The following is a 19,252-nucleotide window of genomic DNA, read 5'->3' on the forward strand; positions in this document are numbered from 1 at the left end:
GGGTGTCGAGCGGGCGACAGGTGTGTTGACCAGACCAACTTGTTAGTTTCGCAGGTCAATTGAGGTGGGAAGCCCTGTGCCGACCAACCTCGGTACGACCGAAACGGGGTTACAAAATGGTCATATTGCCCATCGGTACCTGCGCCGGGCCGCTGCCTTCTTCGCCGCCAGCGGCATCGACCGCATCGAACGGGTCCTGACCGACCTGAATGCCCTGCGACGTTGCGATTCACCACCGGTCGCGGGTCAGGACGCGACAGTCGCCGCAAGCCTAGCTCAGGGCGATCTGATCGCCGCAAGCCGTGGATTGTGCTGGTGGTGCTTCAACGACTGTGGCTGGGGCTGTATGAGGTCCCGCCCGGTCCGGCGTCCTTCGCCGACAGCGACTTGGACTGCAAGCCGGGTCCGGAGCTACGCAGGATGCGGACACGGCGGATTGCCGCTGCCGTTGTGAGGCTCAGGCACACCAAGGTGAGGGCCGAGGTGCCGTATGCCGGCAGGTTCGCTGGCGGGTCCTCCACCCAACCGTTGGTGAGGGCCCTGGACGGCTTCTCGGGGTCGTACGTGACGAGTATGGCCCCATCAGGGTGAGCCTCGGGATACATCCCAGCGTAGTCCGAAAGCTTGACCTCGACTCCCATGTGAGGGCCGCTTACGAAGCGCACCTTGACGTACTTCGGCTTCGAATCCACGCCGACGACGGTGGCAGCGGCAGTGACTCCCCTGGCCCGAAGGTCCCGTACCAGAGAGTGCGGTGGTAGCCAGAAGGCGGCAGTCATCCCCGCGCAGAGGAGCGACATGCCGAGCCCGGCCAGGATCACGCGGCGCCGTGGGAGCTCCGGACGTGGCTTCCATCCCGCTGCTCTGCTCACCGCCCGGCGGGCCCGATCGACGTGCGGCGGCAGTTGATACGCGTCCGCGGGGCGTTTGTTCTTCTTCCTGGCCACGGTTGGGATCCCTCATCACGAGTACACGAAGGCTGATCGTTCGAGGCTCATCCTTGCAAACTCGAAGACTGGGGCCGGTCCCGTCCCTAGGGAGCATCGCTGGGGGCAGCGCTGTACATGGAACGCGTGAGTCGGCAGGGCTACTCCCCGTTCGTGCAGCCGCGGCCGCGGTGTGCGAGTCGGTCGTTCCTGAAGATCAGCATTTCGCCAGGAGTCAGACGCACCTTCACGCGATGTCTCTCGGCTGCTGGCCCGCGGTGGTAGTCGAGCGCCCGCTGCAGGTCGGGGTTGTCCGCGGTGTTCCACAGCTCGGTCGACCCGTCCGAGATGCGGGTGAGGAGTGTTCCGTCGACCAAGCCGAAGGACGGCCCGGTGGCGCGAAGGCGTGTGGGGGCCGAATCAGTGATGGTCGCGAAGCGTGTCAGGGGGCCTCAGGGTGGAGGAGGGGCCTGCGCGGCCTTCGCATCTGCCGAGAGTTCCGTGAAGGCGTCGCAGACGAAGTAGAGCTCGGTTGCGCCGCCGGAATGCGCCTGTGTGAGGCAGTGGATGACGGTGGTCTTGATTCCGTCGAGCGGCTCCAGACAGCCCGTCCACGTGGATGGTCTGACCTGGGATCTCGGACCATGGCTTCACCGACGTGGTGTCGCGGGGTATCTGGTTGTACGGGGGCCGACCTGGCCGACCGCGGCGCGGACTTCCGGGTCCGTATAGAGCGGAGGGGTGCAGGCGTTCGGTAAGCCCAACGAGTCATCGATGCGCCGGTGTGCCTCGAGTGGGTCGCCGGTGTTCACGGGCAGGGAGATGACCGCATAGGCGCGGTCGTTCTTCGGAGATCAGGGCAGGGTCGGTCACGTCCGGTCCTCGCTCTCTGTGATGGCGCTGAGGGATGGCTGGAGCCCTGGCCGGTGGCCGCGGCTGGGCGGTCACGTCCGGCCCGGCCCCTGCGTCTAGGCGGAGCTGCGCTGCAGGAGTCCGGCACGCCTGGTGCGCGGTCGTAGGGCTGGAAGCGGGGGATCAGGGCCTCGATGAGGCGCACGCAGCGGGGTGCTCCGATGCGGCGGGCCAGGAGGAGTGACTGGGTGGCGGCGGCTGCTGCCGGTTCGGGTTCCTTCTGGTCGAGGTAGCTGGCTGCCCGGTAGGCGAGGAACACCCCTCGGGTCTTGTCGCGTGCTGCGGGCAGCAGTCGCTCTCCATCGGTGATGAGTTGGTGTGCACGTCCGGTGTCGCCGAGGTCGAGGAGGGTCTGCCCGGAGTCCACCGAGAGATCGGCCTCGGACATCCAGGTGCACCAGGAAGGCCGGTCGGCGCCGGCGTCTCAGAGATGCTCTCGGCTGCGGCCAAGGCTCGTACGGCGGCGCGCTGTTCGTTGCGTGCGGCCAGGGTCCGGCCAGCCGCAAGTGCAGCTGGGACAGGTAGGCGACCAGGCTGTTCAGGCGCAGCCCGTCAGCGGGTGTGTAGCGGCCCTCGGTGATGAGGTTCGTGGTCGGAGGTGCTGAGATGAGTGCTACCGCGCGCTTTGCGGGCCCGGCTACGTCGGCCGTCCGCAGTGACCCGTCGCCTGCGGTGGAGAACAGCCCGCCCCTCGTGCTCGACGGAGCCACCGTGCACCAGGGGGTGGGGTGCACCCGCGGGTACGTGGCGGCGCCGGTGCGGCACCTGCCCGCCCGAGGTCCCCGTCCGCAGGCTGATGGGCCCTGCATTCTGATCGCCCGCGACCTGACGCCCGCGACACGGCCGCCCTGAACCTCGCCGAAATCGCCGCGTTCTGCACGAGCGCCGGAGGCGCCACCTCCCACACGGGGCAGGTCGCCTACAGCCTGGGCATCCCGACCGTGATCGCGGCCGGTGACGGCGTGCTGTCCATTCCCGAGGGCCGGATGTGTGCTCTGGACGGCGACACCGGCACGTTGCACGCCGGACTCGCGGGCAGCGACCTGGATGCCGCGATCACCTACCGGGACCGGGCCCGCGCACAGCCTCGTCACCCGGCGTCCGCCGGCACCACGCCGGTCACTCTCGCCGGGACGGTCATGGGCGCCTCTCAGGTTGCCTAGATGCGCGAGGCAGGAGCCGAGGGCATCGGTCTGCTCGCCACCGAGTGGGCGTGCCTCGGCCGCGAGTAGCATTTCGCCGACGAGGACGAGCACTACGAGGCGTACCGTGCGATCGCCCGTGTCGTGGGAGAGGCGCCGGTGACGCTGCGCACGCTGGACATCGGTGGCGACAAGGAGATGCCTGCTCTGGGCCTGCCCGAGGAGGACACCCGTTCCTCGGTGCGCGGGGCCTGCGCCTGAGTCTGCGCCGACCAGACCTGTTCCTGCCGCAGCTGCGGGCGGCGTACCGCGCCGCGCGCGACGACCGGGCCCATCTGCGTCTGATGTTCCCGATGGTCACCGGCGTGGAGGAGTTCGCCCGGGCCCGCGCAGACGGCGCGGGAGGTCCAGGCCGAGCTGGGTGCGCCGTCCCTGCCTCTGGGAGTGATGGTCGAGGTCCCGGCCTGCGCCTTGGCCGTCGACCAGTGCCGCCAGCACGTCGACTTCCTCAGCACCGGCACCAACGACCTCGCCCAGTACCTCACGGCCACCTCACGCTGCCGCCCAGATCCGCCGCGAGTTCGACGCGCTGCTGCACGCGTATCGGACAGGATCGGCTCCAGGTCCGGGTGCGCGTATTGCGGTGCGGCGCCGCGAGGGGCCGCGATGAAGAGCGCGGAAGTAGCTGCTTTATCACCGTGTCGTTTTCCGAAAGCGCCGCAGGCGAAGGGTCGTTCGAGTCTGTTGCACATTGAGGTGTCGGATACCTAGCGTCTTCGGTCATGCACATGAGCAGCCTCACTCCGACGGGGTGGGAGTCCTGGAATGTGTCCCGTCAGCCGCTCATCCGGACCGGGATGCCGATCCTCATCGACGACGACCTGGACTTCGAGGACGCCCTCGGCTCACCTCGCCCCGCCGTGTACGCCAACCGGTGGCTGAGGGAGCTTCCCCTCGAAGGAGCTTCAGCTGTTCGTACGTGGGAGAACAACGCGGGCTGCCTATGCGAGTGGATGACTTTCCTCAAGGAACGCGGCGTCCATCCGCTGCGTGACCGCAAGGAGCTCCGCGCCGCCCTGAGCATGTACGCCGAGTACCGCTTCAACGGGCCCTTGAAGCAGCGATGGGATCACACCACCTGGAACCTGCACGTCGGGATCCTGTCGAGGTTCTATCGGTGGGCTCAAAGCGAGGGCCTGTGCACAGCGGTCCCGTTCAGCTACCGCGCCGGCAAGCGGATCGCGGATGGCGTGCTCGTCGACGTGCAGATCAACCTCGCACGAGAGCGACAGCCCCGGCCGCGCACGACGATCAAGTACCTCGAGGAGGACTTTGCCGAACTCTTCGAGCGAGCGCTCGCAGGCGTGGGGTCGGACGGCGAGCCGGACCGGCGGTACCGGCGGCCCCGTGAAGGGGCACGAAACGCCGCGATGGTTAAGAGCGTGCTGTCCAGTGGGCTGCGCAAGCAGGAGTTCACATACCTCACGATCTACGAGGTGCCACCGCTGCCCGCCCGTCCGACCGCCCTGCCCGTGCTCTTTCCGTTGGGCCATGCGCTCACCAAGGGGCAGAAGGCTCGGACATCGTGGATCCACTATGGGGCGCTCGCCCAGATGCAAGGGTCATTGACTTGGACCGTGCTGCCTCGGCGGAAGGGTTCCGATGGCGTCCGCCCGCACGGCTGGGCACTCCCCTGCTGGTTGAGGCTCCCGACTGGGAGGGAGCCCATCTGAACGGGGAACGCAGATCGTGGCGGCAGCTGCGGCCCGCGGAACGGCTGTGCCTGGTCACCCCCGAAGGGCAATCCCCCCTGGTGGGCCTGCAATCCACCGGAAGGCCCTTCGTGGACTGGTCAACGGCGTTCCGTAGAACGTCGGTGAGGATCCGCGAGCGGTACGAGCAGCGCTTCCCCACCACGGCCTCGCACCGGCTCAGGCACACGATGGCCATGGCCACGCTCGAGCAACTGATCAAGGGGTACTACCGACAAGCCACTGCCCTGGTCGCGGACACCGGCGACGACGCGGCCATGGCGCTGTACCTGATCAAGTCCGATCCGATGCTGGTGCTGCGTGACCTGCTCGGACATCAGAGCGTCATGTCGACGGAGCTCTACATCGCGCGCCTGGACGTCACCCGGATCTACCGCAACGCCTACAAGGAAGCACTGGCCCGACGGACTCCCCCGGCCGCGGCCGAGGCAGACGCCGAGTTCGATAACAAGGAGGACGCCCTGTGACTGCGACCGTTATCGACTCCCCGCTGGCTGTCCGGTTCATGCTGCGGAACGGTCGGACGTGGACGGCCGACTTGGAGGGCCTGCCCAACCCGCACCTCGCGCGTGACCTTGCGGTCGGGCTCGCCGAGAATGCGCATCCGCATGGAGGCATCGGAGCGCGGAACACGGCCAACTTCTACGCGATCGCGCTGCGCCAGATGGTGATCTCCTGGCCGCTTCCGGGTTCGACGGCTCAGCCTCCGAGCTGACCCGCGCCGCCTTGATGCAGTTCTGGCTGACCACGTGGTACGACCGCGAGGTCCAGACACGGATGCTACTCAAGGGCTATGACGCCGTCACCGGTGCGCTGCGCCCCGAGGTACGCGAGTACATCGCCGGCAATCCGATCCAGACGGAGAAGGCGACGCGTCCGCACCGGGCCTACACGGACGCGGAGTGGTCGCGTCTGGAGGCAGCGTGCCGGTCGGTCGTGCACAGCAGCCGTGCTCGGAACAAGGAGGCCCTGTCCCTGGCTGAGCTGGGCGGCGAACCTCGAGTCGAGGGGCGCATCACCGAGGCTGATATCGCATGGCTCATGCGACGCGAGGGCCCGATGGCCTACAACCCGGACTTCGTCGAGCGGGTAGGAGGCCGGAAGTGGAACCGCCCGCGCAGCCAGCTGGTGCAAAAGGTGCGCGATGACCTCTTTCCCAGCACGCACACGCTGATCGCCTATCAGACGCTCTTCGGCATGTACTGCGGCATCGTGTCGGACGGCATCGACGGACTGGGCCTCGATGACATCGAGTGGGCGGGCGACACGACGATCCTGCTGAGCTACGTCAAGGGACGGGCGGCGAAGGAGAGCGTGAATCTGCCCAAGCGGGCGGTGCGGCTGCTGGAGCGGTGGTCGGAGACTGCGCTCCCTTGAGGATCTTCGCCGACGGCCCGCTGCGCGAGTCGCTGTGGATCGCGCAGGACCTGCTCACCGTTACCCGGGTGACGGGCCCGCCTGCTACGGGGAAGCCCCGCCAGACCTTCGTCCAGGAGGTGGCGCTGACGGACGACCTGGGTGCACCCTTCACGATTCACCGGGGCCGGATCCGCGCGACGTACCAGGAACAGCTGGCCCGGCGTGGTTGGACCGGGCGAGCCACGATCGACCCGAATCACACCCCTCGCACCGAGGGCGATCACTACGTAACACCGACGACCCCCGCCCAGCTCGACGCGGTGGAGTCGATCATCGAGGGCGGTCAGTCGGACCTCCTGCGCAAGGCGCTGCCGCCGGTGATCCTGACCAGCGAGCAGGCGGCCACGTTCGTGGAGGGCTTCCCCGGTGAGGTCGAGCGCCTGGGACTGGACGCTAAGGCGATCGACGCGCTCATGGGTGGGGAGCGGGATGTCTTCACCGCCGCGTGCGCAGACCAGCTTGCCGGTCTGCATGGACCCGTCGGCAAGCCGTGCCCAGCCCGGCCCTGGGTGTGCCTGCTGTGCCCGCTCGCTGTGTTCATGCCGCGACACGTCGGCAATCTGCTCCGGCTGGAGTCGTTCTTCCTGCGGCAGTTCCGCCAGATGCCCACGGAGCACTTCGTGCGGGTCTTCGGCCCGTACGCCGACCGCCTGAGCTCCGAGATCCTGCCCAAGTTCACCGCGGACGCAAGATCCAGAGGCGCCCGAGAAGTCGCCAATGACGATACGGATCTGCCGCTTCGTCCGGAGGAGATGACATAGATGTGTGCCGTGAGGCACTGGGGTGCTGCGGGACATTCGGCTTCGCCTCGGTAGAGGGCGATGAGGGAATCCGTACCGCGCCACCAGTTGTCCGTGATCCCTTGGACCTCAGGCACGGGTTCATACGAGTCCAGGTCGAGGGCGTCGACGGCGTCGCCAGTGATCTTTGTGATGCTCTTCGCCCAGAGTGCGGCGTGGTGGGCCAGGGCCTGTCGACGGTCACGTAATTCCCCAGGTGGTGGTTGTGACAGCGTTCGAGCACCGGGAGTCACATGATCAGCTGACTAGTAGTCTGCGGCCATGTCTGATCCCGTCCCCTTCGCCATGCCCACCCGTTTCGACGGAGCCCGAGATCGTGTCGCAGTTGTCGTTCCAGGTGTCGGTTACTCGCCTGCCAGGCCGCTACTGCACTTCGCCCGGAGCGTCCTGCTCCAGCACGGCTGGACGGTCCAGGAGCTGTGGTGGCAGATCCCCGGTGAGTTCGCGCAGTTTACGGTGGACGACCGGATCGCATGGGTGGAGCGGCAGGTCACCGAGGCCATCGAAGCCGAGGCGGGGGCTTGTCGGCTCGTCGTCGGCAAGTCCCTGGGATCCCTCGCCTGTGGCATCGCAGCTGACAGGAACATCCCGGCAGCCTGGCTCACCCCGGTCCTGACCATCGACCACGTTGCCGCGGCTCTCCGGCGAGCCATGGAGCCGACCCTCCTCATTGGCGGAAGCGCCGACAAGGTCTGGGATTCACGAATTGCTGCGTCCCTGCGACACGATGTCCTGGAGGTGCCCTCGGCGGACCATGGCCTGGAGCTTGCGGACGATGCCGCAGGATCGGTTGAGGTCCTGCGGCAAGTCGTCTCTCGGCTGGACCGCTTCATCGGCTCGCTCGGCCGCTGAGGACTAACAAGATCGGCTCGGGTGGGTTCTAGCCGCTGGCGGAGGTGTCCGGCTTGTTGGTGGGGCCCTTTGGCCGCTTGTTGGGCCGGTAGCTGGGGCCGTTCATGATGACTTGGTGGCTGGAGTTGATCAGCCGGTCCAGCAGCGACTCAGCAACGACGGGGTTGGGGAAGAGGGGATACCAGTCGCTCGGCGCCCTGTTGCTCGTGATGATCAGAGACCGGCCCTGCCGCTCGGAGACGAGTTCGTAGAGGTCGACGGCCTGGGACGCGGACAGCTGGCGCATGGCGAAGTCATCGAGGATGAGCAGGTCGGGGCGGATGAGTTCGCGCATGCGCCTGTCCCAGGTGCGGTCCGCGTGGCCGCCGGCGAGCTCGGCGAGGATGCGGCTGGTCTTGGCGAAGCGGACGTTGGCTCCCTGGCGGACGGCCTGGTGGCCGAGGGCCTGGGCGACGTGTGTCTTCCCGACGCCGACGGGCCCGAACAGAATGACGGACTCGCCGGAGTGGAGCCAGCGCAGGGCCGCGAGGTCGCGGATCTGGGCGGCGGGCAGCTTCGGGGAGGCGTTGAAGTCGAAGCCCTCCAGGGTGGCCTGCTGCTCGAACTTGGCTTTGCGCAGGCGGCGTTCGAGCGCGACGGACTCGCGGCGGGTGATCTCGTCGTGGCAGAGGACCTGAAGGAAGTCGAGGTGCCCGAGTTCGCCATTCTGGGCCTGGGTGAGTCGGGCGTCGAGGGTTTCGAGCATGCCGGACAGCCGCAGGGTCTTGAGGGAATCGCGTAGGGCGGTGGTCATCACGCTCATCGGGCGCCCTCCTCGGCGTCATCGCGGCCCTGGTCGTCGTGGACACTGCCGGGCGTCTGGGTGGGGACGGTGGCGGCGAACAGGCCTTCGGGCCCCTGCAGGAAGGCCGAGGCTCCGGCATCGCCAGTCTCGGGTTCCGGGTCGGTCTCGGTGCCGGCGACCAGGATCCAGCCGGATATCGCCGTACTTCTTCCGCAGCCCGAGCACCCCCAGGGCGGCGCGGAGCCGGTAGAGCGCGTTGACCTCCAGGAGCTGATCGATGACCTCCCGGCAGGCGTCCCCGACCTGGGAGGCTTGGCCGCGGCACCAGATCGGCGTCCTCATCTGGAAAGCGATCTTCTCGGGCGGGTAGTCACCTTTGTCGGTGCGTTTGCCCTGCTCAAGTGTGGCGTGGGTCTTGACCAGCTCGCCCTCATGGAAGATCTGCACCGTGACCGCCGTGGAGTGGACATCGACACGGCGGCCGATCAGTTTCCAGGGCACCGAGTAGAGGGTTCGGCCGACCTTGACGTGGATGTCCGGGCCGACCGTCGCCTTCAACCATCTGGCCAGCACGAACGGCTCGGTCGGCAGCGGAAGCAGGGCCTCGGCCTCCACTGCCTCGAACACAGACAGCGGCTTCGCGCCGTCCAGCGGCCGGCACTGCCGCTGACCGGCGACGTTTCTCGCCCAGAGCAGGGCCTCGACCTGCATGTGCTCCAGCGAGGTGAACGTCCGCCCGCTCCAGTACGAGTCGCGGACATAGGGCATGGGCCGCTCCTGGGCTTGTCCTTCGGCTTTGCGGCGCGGGCCGGGTCCACCAAGGTGCCGTAGTGGGAGGCGAGTTCGGCGTACGACTTGTTGATCTGCGGGTCGTAGAGGTCCGGCTTGTCGACTCCGGTCTTCAAGTTGTCCGGCACCAGACGCCGCGGGATGCCGCCGAAGAAGCGGAACGCTTCCGCGTGCGCTTCGGTCCAGGCGTGCTGGTCCATGTGGGCCACCGGGCGGACGAACATGTGCCGCGAGGCGGGCAGCACCATCACGAACGCCCAGATCCGGTGCCGTTTCCCGGAGGCCGGGTTGATCCACTGCCCCAGGAAACCGTAGTCGATCTGGGCCTCCGAGTCCGGCTCGACGCTCTCCCGCAGCACCGTGACCCTCGAGCGGGCCGCCTCCTCGGGCAGATTCTCGTGCACCCAGCGGCGGAACGTCGACAGCGACACCTTCAACTTGCCTTCGTCCCCCAGCCGTTGGTGGATCGTGGTGACCGTCGTGGTCTCCAGCAGGCTCTTGACGTAGTCGCGGTGCGGCTCGATCTCTGCCCACCGCAGCTGGTTCAGCCTCCGGCTGGCCAGCTCCGGAAACCAGCTCCTGAGCAGCTTGGCCCAGTCCGCCTCGCTCATCGGCGGCCCTCCCGGAGTGATCCCGGCCGCCTCCGCCGGCGCCAGGTACTTCCTGATCGTCTTGCGGTCCACCCCCAGCGAGGCGGACACCTGGCTCTTGGATCGGCCCGCGTACCAGTGCACGTAGATCTCGACGATGTCGACCACGGTGAATGTTCTCCTTGCCATCCGGTGCGTCCGTCGGCCTCTCGGCTCGCAGATCGAGGGACCTCGACGGATCCGAAAGGTCAGGACCCTCAACCCGGGCACCGGTATGCCCATGGGGAAACCGACCGATTCGCAAGGAAGATCTAAAAGCTCAGCAAACCACCTGAAACGGGGAAAATCAGGCTAGTTCGAGCATGGTCAGCGGCACCATCGACGGTCAGCGTCCCGGTGGGGACTCGTGACCAGGGGGGTGAGGAATCAGCTGACGCCGATCATGCAGGTCGTGGGGAATTGTTTGACCGTCGACAGGGCCAGGGACTCGACCCAGCCGTCGATACCAGCGTGCAGCGAGGTCCAGTGATCGGCATGGATCCCAAACTCACCATCTGGCCCGATCATGAACCCGTAAGCCATCGACACCCGTTCGTCTCCGGCCGAGAACCACCATCCTTCTCCGGCAGATCCTTCAGGGGTGTCTGCATTGAGGATCCGCGGGCCGCCTTCGTAGACGGGAGCCGGAGGTAGGGCGATGCCGCCCCAGCGTTCTTGGAAGTTAACGACCCGGTCGATCTGGCGGCCCAGCGGGCCATGAACCCCCAAACTGTCCTCCATGGCGGGAAATCCGCTGGCAGGGCCCGCCACTTGCAGCCGGTATCGACCACGTAGCGGATCGCGTCGACGATCTCCCGCCGGGGATGCTTCTCGGGCCGGCCGCCGCGGCTGGTCTCACAGGCCGGCTCCGGCAACAGCGGTTCGAGCAGAGCCCACTCCGCGTTCGTGGTGTCGGAGGGATAGCGACGCTGACGCATGGCTGCGGCTTCCCTCCAGATCGGATGGGGGCGCTCGGCCTCCGACCGGGGGCGCCCCCCTCGGTGGTGGTCAGGAAGAGACGACGAGATCAAGGGTGGATTCGATGGAGTTGAGCTGGGCGACGATGTGGCGTATCCACTTGTCGCCCGGGTGGGCGGCGGCATGAGGCGCGACTGTGCCGGTGATGAACCGGCGGAACTCGGTGAGTTTCTCGATGAGCACGGCCCGTTCGTATGCCTCCAGCGCGGCCCGTTCGGCGCCGAGCTGGTAGCCATCGGCCCTCGTCCAGATCAGCGGCGGCCAGCCGTTCTCCGCGATGACGTCGCGCAGGGCTGCCAGCCCGGACCGGACCTGGCTCTGGGACAGCCCGCTGGCACGGGTCAGCTGGGGAAACAGCAGCCCGGCGGGCCTGGCCTCGAACAACACGAACCGCAGGGTGTCGGCATGCCGCAAAGCGGCCTCGCCCCGGCGTCGCGAGGCACGGGGCACGACTACTCGCCCCGCAGCATGCGGGCGAGCTCGCCGTCCACGTCGACCTTGCCCGTATCGACCGCGGTCTCGATCCAGTCGAGCGTCGCCCGTACCTTCGCCACGTTCTCGTGCACGATCGTGCGTTCGCCCTCGCCGAGGGTGCGGTCGCGCAGGCCGGGAACGGCCCGGCCAGCCGCGGCGACGAACGAGTGACAGGCGGTGACCAGGTCCAGGAACTCCACCGTCCGGTCGATGTGACGGACCGCGGGGGCGACCGGACTGGTGTCCTCGAATTCGCGGGCCTGTCGGCCCCGCTCGACCTGGGCGTGATTGACCTGGTGGCGGGCCGTGTCGTCGCTCATCGCCTTGAAAGCGACCTCCGGCCGGCGCAGCAGGCCGGTGGTCACCTGGGTGGCGACGTGCTCGTCGCGGGTGAACTCTTCCACCACCCGGACCTTGTCCTGGTCGGGAACCTTGGCCGCCACCGTCGGACGCTTGAGGAAGTCGGTGGTCACCGCCGCGGCGACGTCCTCATCCCGGGCCAGGGTGTGAATAGCGGTGATCTTTTCCTGCGGTGAGGCGGGACTCTCGACTTGGCGTCCCACCCGCCGGTTGGCGTCGTCGACCGTCCACCGGCTCTTGCCCTCGGGCGGCTGCTTGATCGCGGCGAACCGCTCTTCCTCGTCAGGAATGCTGCCCAGGACCCTGTGGACCGTGAACGACGCCCCCGCCTGACGATGTTCCTTCGGCCAGCGCGACGCTGTCCAGCGGGCGTTTTCCACCGTAGTGCGTTTCAGCCCGATGTCTTCGGCCAGCCGGGTCAGCGCCTGGCGGACGGTGAACAGATCCTGGCCCGGCAGAGCCTCCCTGCCGTCCTCGGGCCGACGCATCGGCTCGATCTCCAGCGCGCGGTCCCCGATCGTGAACTGGCCCTGGGTCTGCTGCTCCACCACTTGCCGCAGCTCGGCCACGATCTGCTCGTAGCGCTGCTGGCTGACGTTTCCGACCTTGTCGATCTCCTCTGGCATGGCGTTTCACCATCCATACGGGCCGCAGCACGGATGACGTCCGTGACGTGGACACGACCCGCTCATCACCGAGAGTCAGACCGTAAATCCACTGATCACAACGAATGACAGCAAATGACCGGAACGTGAACGGAGTTGGGCTCAGGATGCGTTCGCGGTGCGGTCACTGTGCCCGTTGGTCGAACGTTTCCTTCCGGCGCCTCCAGGCCCTCACCACACACCGGCGTGAGCAGTAGACGGCGTTCGATCTCCGGTCGACGCCGGCCACCCAGCGGGCCCCACATTCGGAACACTCGACCGTGCCGGCCCCGCTCAGCTCCGCAGCGGTGCGCTTGCGCAACTGCCGGTCCGTACGCCACTGCTTGGCACGGCACGCTGCTGAACAGAACACGGCGTCAGGCCTCGCATCCGGCCTCAGCCGGTCACCACAAGCCCGACAGTTCCTCTCCCCGGCCCGCCCGGTGTCCTTGGACACCACGCCAGCGTAGAACTCAAGGTTGCTCCGAACCGGGGATCAGAAACACGCACTCAGGGTTTCCGGCGCTCGTGGGGTGAACGATGCATGCGTGGTCACGCAGGGACGATATGCGCCAAGAAGCGTGCGATGGAAGGAAGGAACCTCACCGGCCCTTCACTGTGCGGTATCTGGCGCTTTCCTCGACGAAGGAGCAGAACCTGGCCATCGTCTCCTGGCACTCCGTAGAGTCCAGTTCACTCCTGTGGGGCTGCTCGCGCGCCCATTGCTTCCAGGGGCCGGCCGGGGCGAGGAAGCGGGCGGCGTGGTCGGTGCCGTGGGTGGCGTCCAGGTGGAGCAGGGCGCCGAGGGCGGAGGTCTGGTCGTAGTCCAGGTCGGGGCGGGCCAGGTAGCGGTCGAGGTAGGCGGTCAGGAGGTCGGTGTCGGCCGGGGTTCCGAAGGCGGCCAGGGCGATGCAGTACGCGTGCCCCGCGTACGGGCCCTCGCTGGCCAGGAAGAGTTCACCCAGGCGCGGGCGGAAGTCTGTGCGGCCGGCTATGGCGATCAGCCAGGCGGCGGTTTTGCGTTCCCGCCAGCCGCAGTCGAGGAGGAGGCCGAGTTCGCGGGGCGTGATGGCATCGGCCGCTCGGGCCAACTCCCTGGCGAATCGGCCGCGTTCACGATCACTGAGGCGGAAGATGCCGTAGTTCAGCCGCAGGTAGCGCCTACCGGCAGCGACGTAGCGGCGCCGCAGCTTGTCGAGTTCCGGATCGCGGTCGGTACGCATCCCCACATCCTTATGCCGTTCGGGTCAGTCCCACCAGAAGTCCCAGCTGTTCATACCGACGATGCGTTCGGCGTAGGCGGCCAGGGTGTAGGGAGGGGAGCCCTGCCAGACGTTGTCCGGGCAGAATGCGAAGTGCTCGGCGGCGACCAGGAGGGTGTCCTCGGTCTCCATGGGTGGTGCCGCGACGCTGAGGTGGAGGGTGTCGAAGCCGACGGCTACGACGCGTGCACCGAAGCGATGCTCCCAGTCGCGTACGACGGCGGAGAACTTGGCGGTGTCGTTGTCGTAGTTGGCGGGGCCGTCCCAGCCGAGAGCGGTGAGGGCGTGCGCACCGCAGGCAGCAGCGACGAGCCCGAGACGTGCCTGAGGATGTTGTTCGGTGAAGACCCGTGCATATTGAGCGGCCATCTCATCAGGGTCGATCACGGGCTTGTGGCGTAGAACTGGACTTGGCCAGGTCTGCCCGAACGGTGCGGTGACAGCGAGACGTTTGTCCGGCGTGAGCAGGTCGTCGTCCTCGTCGGTCTTCGTGTACTCGCTCCACCATCGCGCCAGGAGACCGGCCGGGTCGTGCGCGTGGGGTGACGACATGCGCTCGGGAAACAGCTCGCCGGACGCCCAGGGCCTGAATTCGTTGCCCGGGCCGTGGGCGTCGAGAAGAACAGGCCACAGGCCCGAGGTGCCGTGTTCGGCAAGCAGACGAGCCCACAGCTCGGCGGAGGCCGGGGTGTCGCTCAGCCATAGTGGCTGCACAGCGCCATCACCTTCGTCGGATGTGATCATCCGGCCTTCCGGGAGCGGGACAGCCAGTGAGGCAAGGAGTTCAGGGGTCACGAGCGGATGCTAGTTCGAGGGTCTGACAGCCCGGGAGGTCGGATCGCTGTGTTGGTACAGCGTGACAATCGGTCAGCTGGCACCCGCAGCGGAGGCGGTCGGAGCGGTGAGGATGATGATGCGGTGACGAGCGCTACTGATGACCATGTGCAGGTCCATTTCCGGATGGACGTGGACGAGGACGGCTGGCCGCCGGTGAGTGTCGAGAGCCTGTGGGCGGTTGATCTCGGCGATGGGACGGTGCGGTTGGACAACACCCCGTGGTTTGTTCGAGGAGTTGCCAGCGACGACATCATCCGCGTGGAGATCGACGATGAAGGCGTTCGCTGGGTTGGAGAGACGGTCAGGGCATCGGAGAACTGCACGATCCGGTTGATCGTGCTGAAGGACGGCGGCTCAGCCGCTGCCCGGCAGAGCGTGCTGGAGATCTTTCACCGCCTCGGTACGACCGGCGAAGGTGTCGAGCAGTTCCGAATGGTCGCTCTGGATGTCCCGCCGAATGCAGACCTGCGGCAGATCCAGAAGCTCTTGGGGCACGGCGAGGCGAAGGGATGGTGGCACTGGGAGGAGGGGTGCGTAACCACCGCATGGGAGACCACGGCCAACTCATAGTGCTCCCGCTATGGAGTGCTGTCAGAGCGGCCCAGATTGTGCTGGACATCGTCGCTGACACGGCCCGCCGCGCGGCGGTAGTCCGGCGCCGCTTCTTCGCCCTCGTGCACAGCAACGACTCTGACATCCGGTTCGAACCCGTCGGAGCCATGCCTGTGATGTGGAACAGCGACGAATGGGCCGACTCCAACCGTCGCTGACATCACGGATGGGGACGCGGCGGCGAACCGGTCGTAGTCGGTGAGGGACAGCACGAGTCCGGCGCCCTCAGCAACGTTGTCGTCGTAGGGACCGAAGCGGGCCACGTCACCGAGGCAGTCGTTGAGCGCGTCCAGGTTGTGGCCGTAAGTAGGCGGGGAACTGCAGTGCGGCGGCGACGGCCTGGTGCATGTCCCGTTCCGTCGTCCAACCTCTCGCCGCCAGGTGGACGACGCGGAAGTCACGGTCCTCAAGGCGCTGCACGGCTTGGGTGAGCAGGCGGCGTCGCCAGAAGAGGGTCACGATGGTGTTGGTCATGTACTCGATGCCGGGCAGCCGATCCGCCGGGTCCTGCAGGGCCGGCTTCTTGGTGGCGTCGCGCCTGAAATGCTCCAGGAGTCGGAAGAACTCGTCGACCGCCGTGGAGCCGGCCGGTGTGTGCCGCTCGATCTCCGCGCCCAGGTCAGGGAGCTCGATATCCCGTAATGCTTGTGGAGCCAATTGATGAAGTCTTCCTCGGGCCAGAAGCCGAAGGGCTCGTGGGCGGAGTGCACGGCGAGGGCTACGCGGTAGCCGGTGAGGATGGACTGCAGGTGCTGGAGCGAGCCGCCCGGCAGCCACATCCCCGGGCGCAGGCGGACCTGCTCCAGGAAGTCGTACACGCCGGAGCACTCCTGCCAGTGCTTGACGGCATTGTCGGGGCTGTCTTCAGTCGGCATGGGGGCAGGCTACGGCGTTGCCAGATGCGCTGATCTCGTGAACTCGCAGAACCTGCCTTGTAGGCAGCAGCAACTCCGCGCGTGCGGGTATCTGCTCCAGGTGTGTGGCGGCCGTGCCGTCGCGGGCGCTCCCGTAGCCGCTGCTCTCTGCATCGGGCGAGCTCTACAGATGTCCGGCCGGAGCGGCTGGTCTGATCGCCTCGGAGCCGTAGCGTCGGCGGGCTCGGTCTTGAACGGCCTCGATGAGGAGGGCCTTGCCGATGGTATGCGAGGGGCCGTAGCGCGCGGAATAGCCGGAGGTTAGGTGGAGGTGCATGACCCGCCTCGTCTCCGGCCGGTCCTGACGCAGATGCCCCTTTGGTTCTCGCGACCGTGCCTCGGCTCTGGGACCCTGGAGCTCGACTCGGTGATGTCCGACGACCGAACACGGGCGTGACCTCCGTCACGTAGCGGCGATCGGAAAGCGACTTCCTGGCCCTTGAACACGACCTCGCGCACGGAGCCATCAGCCCGCCTGTAATGCGACAGGAAGGCGGGGGACACGGTCAGTGCCGCGACTCGCGCCGGCATGCCCCCGCTGACCGGGCCGGGCCTGAAGTGGGTGATGTCGGCGATGACGTCCTGCAGATGGCACGGCGACTGTCGCAGTGAGGAGCGCCCTTCGCACCGCTGGGCTTGCGACGAACCGATCGCGATTCTCAGCGTTCGCCATGCAACTCCGCTGCGGGGCCTGCCCCCACGTCAGCTGCCGGAGAAGACCTGCCGCGCATGGCCGGTCGGCTCCAGCGGCGCACAGCGGGGCGTTCGACCAGCCGGTAGAGCAACCACGCCAGGAGCAGGGTGATCACCACGGTCAGGCCTGCGTCGAGCAGAGCCTGGGAGACCGTCGAGTGCCCCGACCAGCCGTCCGTCTTGGCCATCTGCATCGGGCCGTACAAGATGACCAGCCAGTGCACCATGTACAGAGCGAAGGAGATCTCTCCGAGGAAAATCATGGCGCGCTTGCGGAAGAAGGAAGGCCGGCCGCGCACATCGGCCGTGGCGCCCGCGGCGATGAGAAGAGCGAGGAAGAGCGCGATCGCGGATGCCTGACTGTACATCTCCGGCAGAAACCCGGCGGTGACGACGAAACTCGCTCCCGCCAGCAACATGGCCGGGACGAGGGGCAACCTGATCCAGCGCCCGCTGAGCACGATCTGCGCCGTCAGCATTCCCAGCATGAATTCCAGCATCCTGCTGACGGGGAAGTAGTAGGTGAACCACAGAGGCCACCACGGCATGTCGGTGTTCGTCATCACCGGCTCATCCGGCAGCAGCAGCGCGGCGAACGGCAACGTGCAGATCAGTAGTGCGACGGCGCCGAGCCACAGCCACAACCGCTCGACACGAATCTTGCGCAGCAGGGGGAGCAGCGCGGGGAAGGCCAGATAGAACAACAGCTCGCAAGCGAGCGACCAGGTGGGGGCGTTGGAGGTGTAGTTCAGCACAACATCCTGGTCGGGGATCCAGCTTTGCACGAGGAAGAGGGTGGGCAAGGTGTTGGCCGCAGTCACCGCGTTGTTCGAGATGAGCATGAGGACCACGGCGACGCCCAGCGTGACCAGGTGGTTCGGGTAGACCTTGACGAGGCGTCGGCGCCAGAAGAGCCGGCTGGTGTCACCCGGCCGAGCCGACCAGGTCAGCACGAACCCACTGAGGACGAAGAAGAAGACCACACCGGTGGGCCCCAACGCATACACGTACGGCTCGGTCCAGTTGAGCCAGGGCTTCTGCACGCTGGGTACCAGGACGATTCCTATGTGGCAGATCAGCACCATGAAGGCGGCGATGAATCGCATCCCGGTGAGAGAAGGCAGCCTGGACAATGATGTCTTGGCCGCTGCGGGCCCCGCCGGTGCCGCCATGGTGCCTCCATGGTTTGTGAGTCGACCGAATGACCACGCACCGAGCCGCACCCGGCATGCCCTGAACATGGACCAACCCGCTCGAGTCGAACTCGCGGCCGCCCTGGGAGCCCCGGTTGGCCATCGCCTCGCCCGTGGAGGGCCCGGGCGATCCGTTGCCCGAGCCGTATCGCACCTTGGCGGCCGAGCTCGCGGACGGTATTCAGCTTGTGCAGCACGGGAGCGCTGGCTCCAGCGGCCACCAGGCCCGTCGCGACGGCTGCGGGTGGTGGCGATACAGCCCGGGGACAACGTGGTGTGTCCGGTGCGCGGCCGGGAGTGGACCGGTGGGGTGGAGCTGTAGCGGTCGGCGGCGATCAGTTGGTCGCGGTGCCGGACGCGGGTCTGGCAGTCGAGAGCCGTTGGCTCGCTACCATGGCCCGATGGCCGGGACGAGCAAGCCAACCGACACGCCGGCGCCTCGCGTGCTGGCCCGCGCCGCTCGTGAGAACTTCGGCGAGTTCGAGCAGCGGGTGCACCGCCGCCCCGGCCTCGGCGGGGCGGCAGCGTGTCTGGTGATCCTCGTCGTCGTCATGAACTTCCTGGTCAACGGGCCGGATAACGTCTGGGGCCGCGGCGTTGTGGTGGTCGGCCCACTGATCGTCATCGCATGGGCTTATGTCTGGTTTCAGCGTATGCGTGGTGGGCTCTACCTGTTCTCGGAGGGTTTCGTCGACGCCGCCGGAAGGCGCGTGGTCAGCGTGGCGTGGTCGGAAATCCGGTCGATAGAGGGCGAGAAGACGCAGTTCGCCATTGGCTCGCTTCCGGCGGGCAGCGCTTTCGCCTATGAGGTGGCGTTCACGGCGCGGGTAACCGGCCATGAAGCTGTGTGGAGGTTCAACACCACGTACAGCGACGTACGTGAGCTTGCCGGCCTGATCTCCCGGCGTTCCGGTGTCCCGGTGACGGGCCTCACCGACCCGTACCAGTTCTGAAAAGCCCTCAGGCCGTACTGGCGAGGACAGGGTCATCCGTAACGAGCCGAATCCATCTCCAGAGCTCGTCAGTGAGGCTGTGGGGGATCTAATCCAGGACCTGCCACAGCTGCGCACGCGTTTGTACACCGCAAGCAAGGACATGTACGGGGATCATGACCGGCTCGAAGCAGAAGCCGACCTCAGGGTGAACGTAGGCCTGGCTGGCACCGTCCTGAGCGGTGTCCTGGCCACCCAAGTAGACGCGCTAGGTCGTGTCCGCAAAGTGGTGGCGTCGTTGGTCTGTTCGTGGTGCGTCGTCATGAGC

General features: G+C 67.1%; 20 protein-coding genes and 6 pseudogenes. 12 read left to right on the plus strand and 14 right to left on the minus strand.

Features of this window, described 5'->3' with window-relative positions:
- Positions 1–323: 323 nt before the first annotated feature.
- The gene (locus IE153_RS29045) at positions 324–947 is read right to left on the minus strand and encodes a hypothetical protein (RefSeq protein WP_189592743.1); all 624 of its coding nucleotides are present in this window, start codon (positions 945–947) and stop codon (positions 324–326) included.
- A 787-nt stretch (positions 948–1,734) separates the two neighbouring features.
- Complete coding sequence (locus IE153_RS43000; protein WP_498063513.1) at positions 1,735–2,226, minus strand: hypothetical protein; 492 nt, start codon at positions 2,224–2,226, stop codon at positions 1,735–1,737.
- A 415-nt stretch (positions 2,227–2,641) separates the two neighbouring features.
- Between IE153_RS43000 and IE153_RS29050 the strand changes: the two genes are divergently transcribed.
- From IE153_RS29050 to IE153_RS29080, 9 genes and pseudogenes are all read left to right on the plus strand, one after another.
- Complete coding sequence (locus IE153_RS29050; protein WP_189592776.1) at positions 2,642–3,001, plus strand: PEP-utilizing enzyme; 360 nt, start codon at positions 2,642–2,644, stop codon at positions 2,999–3,001.
- Positions 3,002–3,088: 87 nt separating this feature from the next.
- Positions 3,089–3,241, plus strand: a pseudogene (locus IE153_RS42440) (putative PEP-binding protein); the annotation flags it as partial.
- A gap of 23 nt (positions 3,242–3,264) precedes the next feature.
- Positions 3,265–3,309, plus strand: a pseudogene (locus IE153_RS42780) (hypothetical protein); the annotation flags it as partial.
- Positions 3,310–3,388: 79 nt separating this feature from the next.
- Positions 3,389–3,751 (plus strand): annotated as a pseudogene (locus tag IE153_RS42785) (putative PEP-binding protein); the annotation flags it as partial.
- 86 nt (positions 3,752–3,837) lie between these two features.
- Entirely contained in the window at positions 3,838–4,713 is an 876-nt protein-coding gene (locus IE153_RS41900; RefSeq protein WP_229829234.1) for a site-specific integrase, read from the plus strand.
- 110 nt (positions 4,714–4,823) lie between these two features.
- Positions 4,824–5,219: a hypothetical protein gene (locus IE153_RS41905; RefSeq protein ID WP_229829235.1), complete on the plus strand. Its 396-nt coding sequence runs from the start codon at positions 4,824–4,826 to the stop codon at positions 5,217–5,219.
- Positions 5,216–5,467 (plus strand): hypothetical protein, encoded by a 252-nt coding sequence (locus tag IE153_RS29070; RefSeq protein ID WP_189592744.1) that lies wholly within the window; start codon positions 5,216–5,218, stop codon positions 5,465–5,467. The genes IE153_RS41905 and IE153_RS29070 overlap by 4 nt, the downstream gene beginning before the upstream one ends.
- Before the next feature lie 14 nt (positions 5,468–5,481).
- The gene (locus IE153_RS29075) at positions 5,482–6,129 is read left to right on the plus strand and encodes a hypothetical protein (protein ID WP_189592745.1); all 648 of its coding nucleotides are present in this window, start codon (positions 5,482–5,484) and stop codon (positions 6,127–6,129) included.
- Entirely contained in the window at positions 6,126–6,932 is an 807-nt protein-coding gene (locus IE153_RS29080; protein ID WP_189592746.1) for a hypothetical protein, read from the plus strand. The genes IE153_RS29075 and IE153_RS29080 overlap by 4 nt, the downstream gene beginning before the upstream one ends.
- Here IE153_RS29080 and IE153_RS41910 read toward each other — a convergent pair.
- A pseudogene (locus IE153_RS41910) lies at positions 6,929–7,141 on the minus strand (hypothetical protein); the annotation flags it as partial. The gene IE153_RS29080 and the pseudogene IE153_RS41910 sit on opposite strands and share 4 nt — an antisense overlap.
- Positions 7,142–7,232: 91 nt before the next feature.
- Here IE153_RS41910 and IE153_RS29085 point away from each other — a divergent pair.
- Positions 7,233–7,823 carry an alpha/beta hydrolase gene (locus tag IE153_RS29085; protein WP_189592747.1) on the plus strand — a complete coding sequence of 197 codons (591 nt, stop codon included), beginning with the start codon at positions 7,233–7,235 and terminating at the stop codon, positions 7,821–7,823.
- Positions 7,824–7,851: 28 nt separating this feature from the next.
- Here the strand turns inward: IE153_RS29085 and istB are convergent, their stop codons facing one another.
- The 8 genes and pseudogenes from istB to IE153_RS29125 form a co-directional block, all read right to left on the minus strand.
- A complete protein-coding gene (gene istB / locus IE153_RS29090) occupies positions 7,852–8,625 on the minus strand; it encodes an IS21-like element helper ATPase IstB (protein ID WP_189592748.1) in 774 nt (257 codons plus the stop codon).
- Positions 8,622–10,154, minus strand: a pseudogene (gene istA / locus IE153_RS29095) (IS21 family transposase). The gene istB and the pseudogene istA overlap by 4 nt, the downstream one beginning before the upstream one ends.
- 258 nt (positions 10,155–10,412) lie before the next feature.
- Complete coding sequence (locus tag IE153_RS29100) at positions 10,413–10,766, minus strand: hypothetical protein (RefSeq protein WP_438817942.1); 354 nt, start codon at positions 10,764–10,766, stop codon at positions 10,413–10,415.
- Positions 10,733–10,963, minus strand: a pseudogene (locus IE153_RS29105) (transposase); the annotation flags it as partial. The gene IE153_RS29100 and the pseudogene IE153_RS29105, both read right to left, overlap by 34 nt.
- Positions 10,964–11,033: 70 nt before the next feature.
- Complete coding sequence (locus tag IE153_RS29110) at positions 11,034–11,453, minus strand: RacP protein (protein ID WP_189592749.1); 420 nt, start codon at positions 11,451–11,453, stop codon at positions 11,034–11,036.
- Between the two features lie 2 nt (positions 11,454–11,455).
- Positions 11,456–12,463: a DUF6192 family protein gene (locus IE153_RS29115; RefSeq protein WP_189592750.1), complete on the minus strand. Its 1,008-nt coding sequence runs from the start codon at positions 12,461–12,463 to the stop codon at positions 11,456–11,458.
- Between the two features lie 620 nt (positions 12,464–13,083).
- Complete coding sequence (locus IE153_RS29120) at positions 13,084–13,704, minus strand: DUF6000 family protein (protein WP_189592751.1); 621 nt, start codon at positions 13,702–13,704, stop codon at positions 13,084–13,086.
- A gap of 24 nt (positions 13,705–13,728) precedes the next feature.
- Positions 13,729–14,457: a DUF4253 domain-containing protein gene (locus tag IE153_RS29125; RefSeq protein WP_229829236.1), complete on the minus strand. Its 729-nt coding sequence runs from the start codon at positions 14,455–14,457 to the stop codon at positions 13,729–13,731.
- Between the two features lie 204 nt (positions 14,458–14,661).
- Between IE153_RS29125 and IE153_RS29130 the strand changes: the two genes are divergently transcribed.
- Positions 14,662–15,150, plus strand: a complete 489-nt coding sequence (locus IE153_RS29130) for a DUF4265 domain-containing protein (RefSeq protein ID WP_229829237.1) — start codon at positions 14,662–14,664, stop codon at positions 15,148–15,150.
- An 8-nt stretch (positions 15,151–15,158) separates the two neighbouring features.
- Here IE153_RS29130 and IE153_RS41915 read toward each other — a convergent pair whose 3' ends face one another.
- From IE153_RS41915 to IE153_RS29140, 3 genes are all read right to left on the minus strand, one after another.
- On the minus strand, positions 15,159–15,455 hold the full coding sequence (locus IE153_RS41915) for a hypothetical protein (RefSeq protein WP_229829238.1): 297 nt from the start codon (positions 15,453–15,455) through the stop codon (positions 15,159–15,161).
- Between the two features lies 1 nt (position 15,456).
- Positions 15,457–15,849 (minus strand): hypothetical protein, encoded by a 393-nt coding sequence (locus IE153_RS41920; RefSeq protein WP_229829239.1) that lies wholly within the window; start codon positions 15,847–15,849, stop codon positions 15,457–15,459.
- A 916-nt stretch (positions 15,850–16,765) separates the two neighbouring features.
- A complete protein-coding gene (locus IE153_RS29140; RefSeq protein WP_189592753.1) occupies positions 16,766–17,971 on the minus strand; it encodes an acyltransferase family protein in 1,206 nt (401 codons plus the stop codon).
- 422 nt (positions 17,972–18,393) lie between these two features.
- Between IE153_RS29140 and IE153_RS29145 the strand changes: the two genes are divergently transcribed.
- Entirely contained in the window at positions 18,394–18,945 is a 552-nt protein-coding gene (locus tag IE153_RS29145; RefSeq protein ID WP_189592754.1) for a hypothetical protein, read from the plus strand.
- Positions 18,946–19,252 lie beyond the last annotated feature (307 nt).

The organism is Streptomyces massasporeus (genome assembly GCF_014648995.1).
GTDB lineage: Bacteria > Actinomycetota > Actinomycetes > Streptomycetales > Streptomycetaceae > Streptomyces > Streptomyces massasporeus.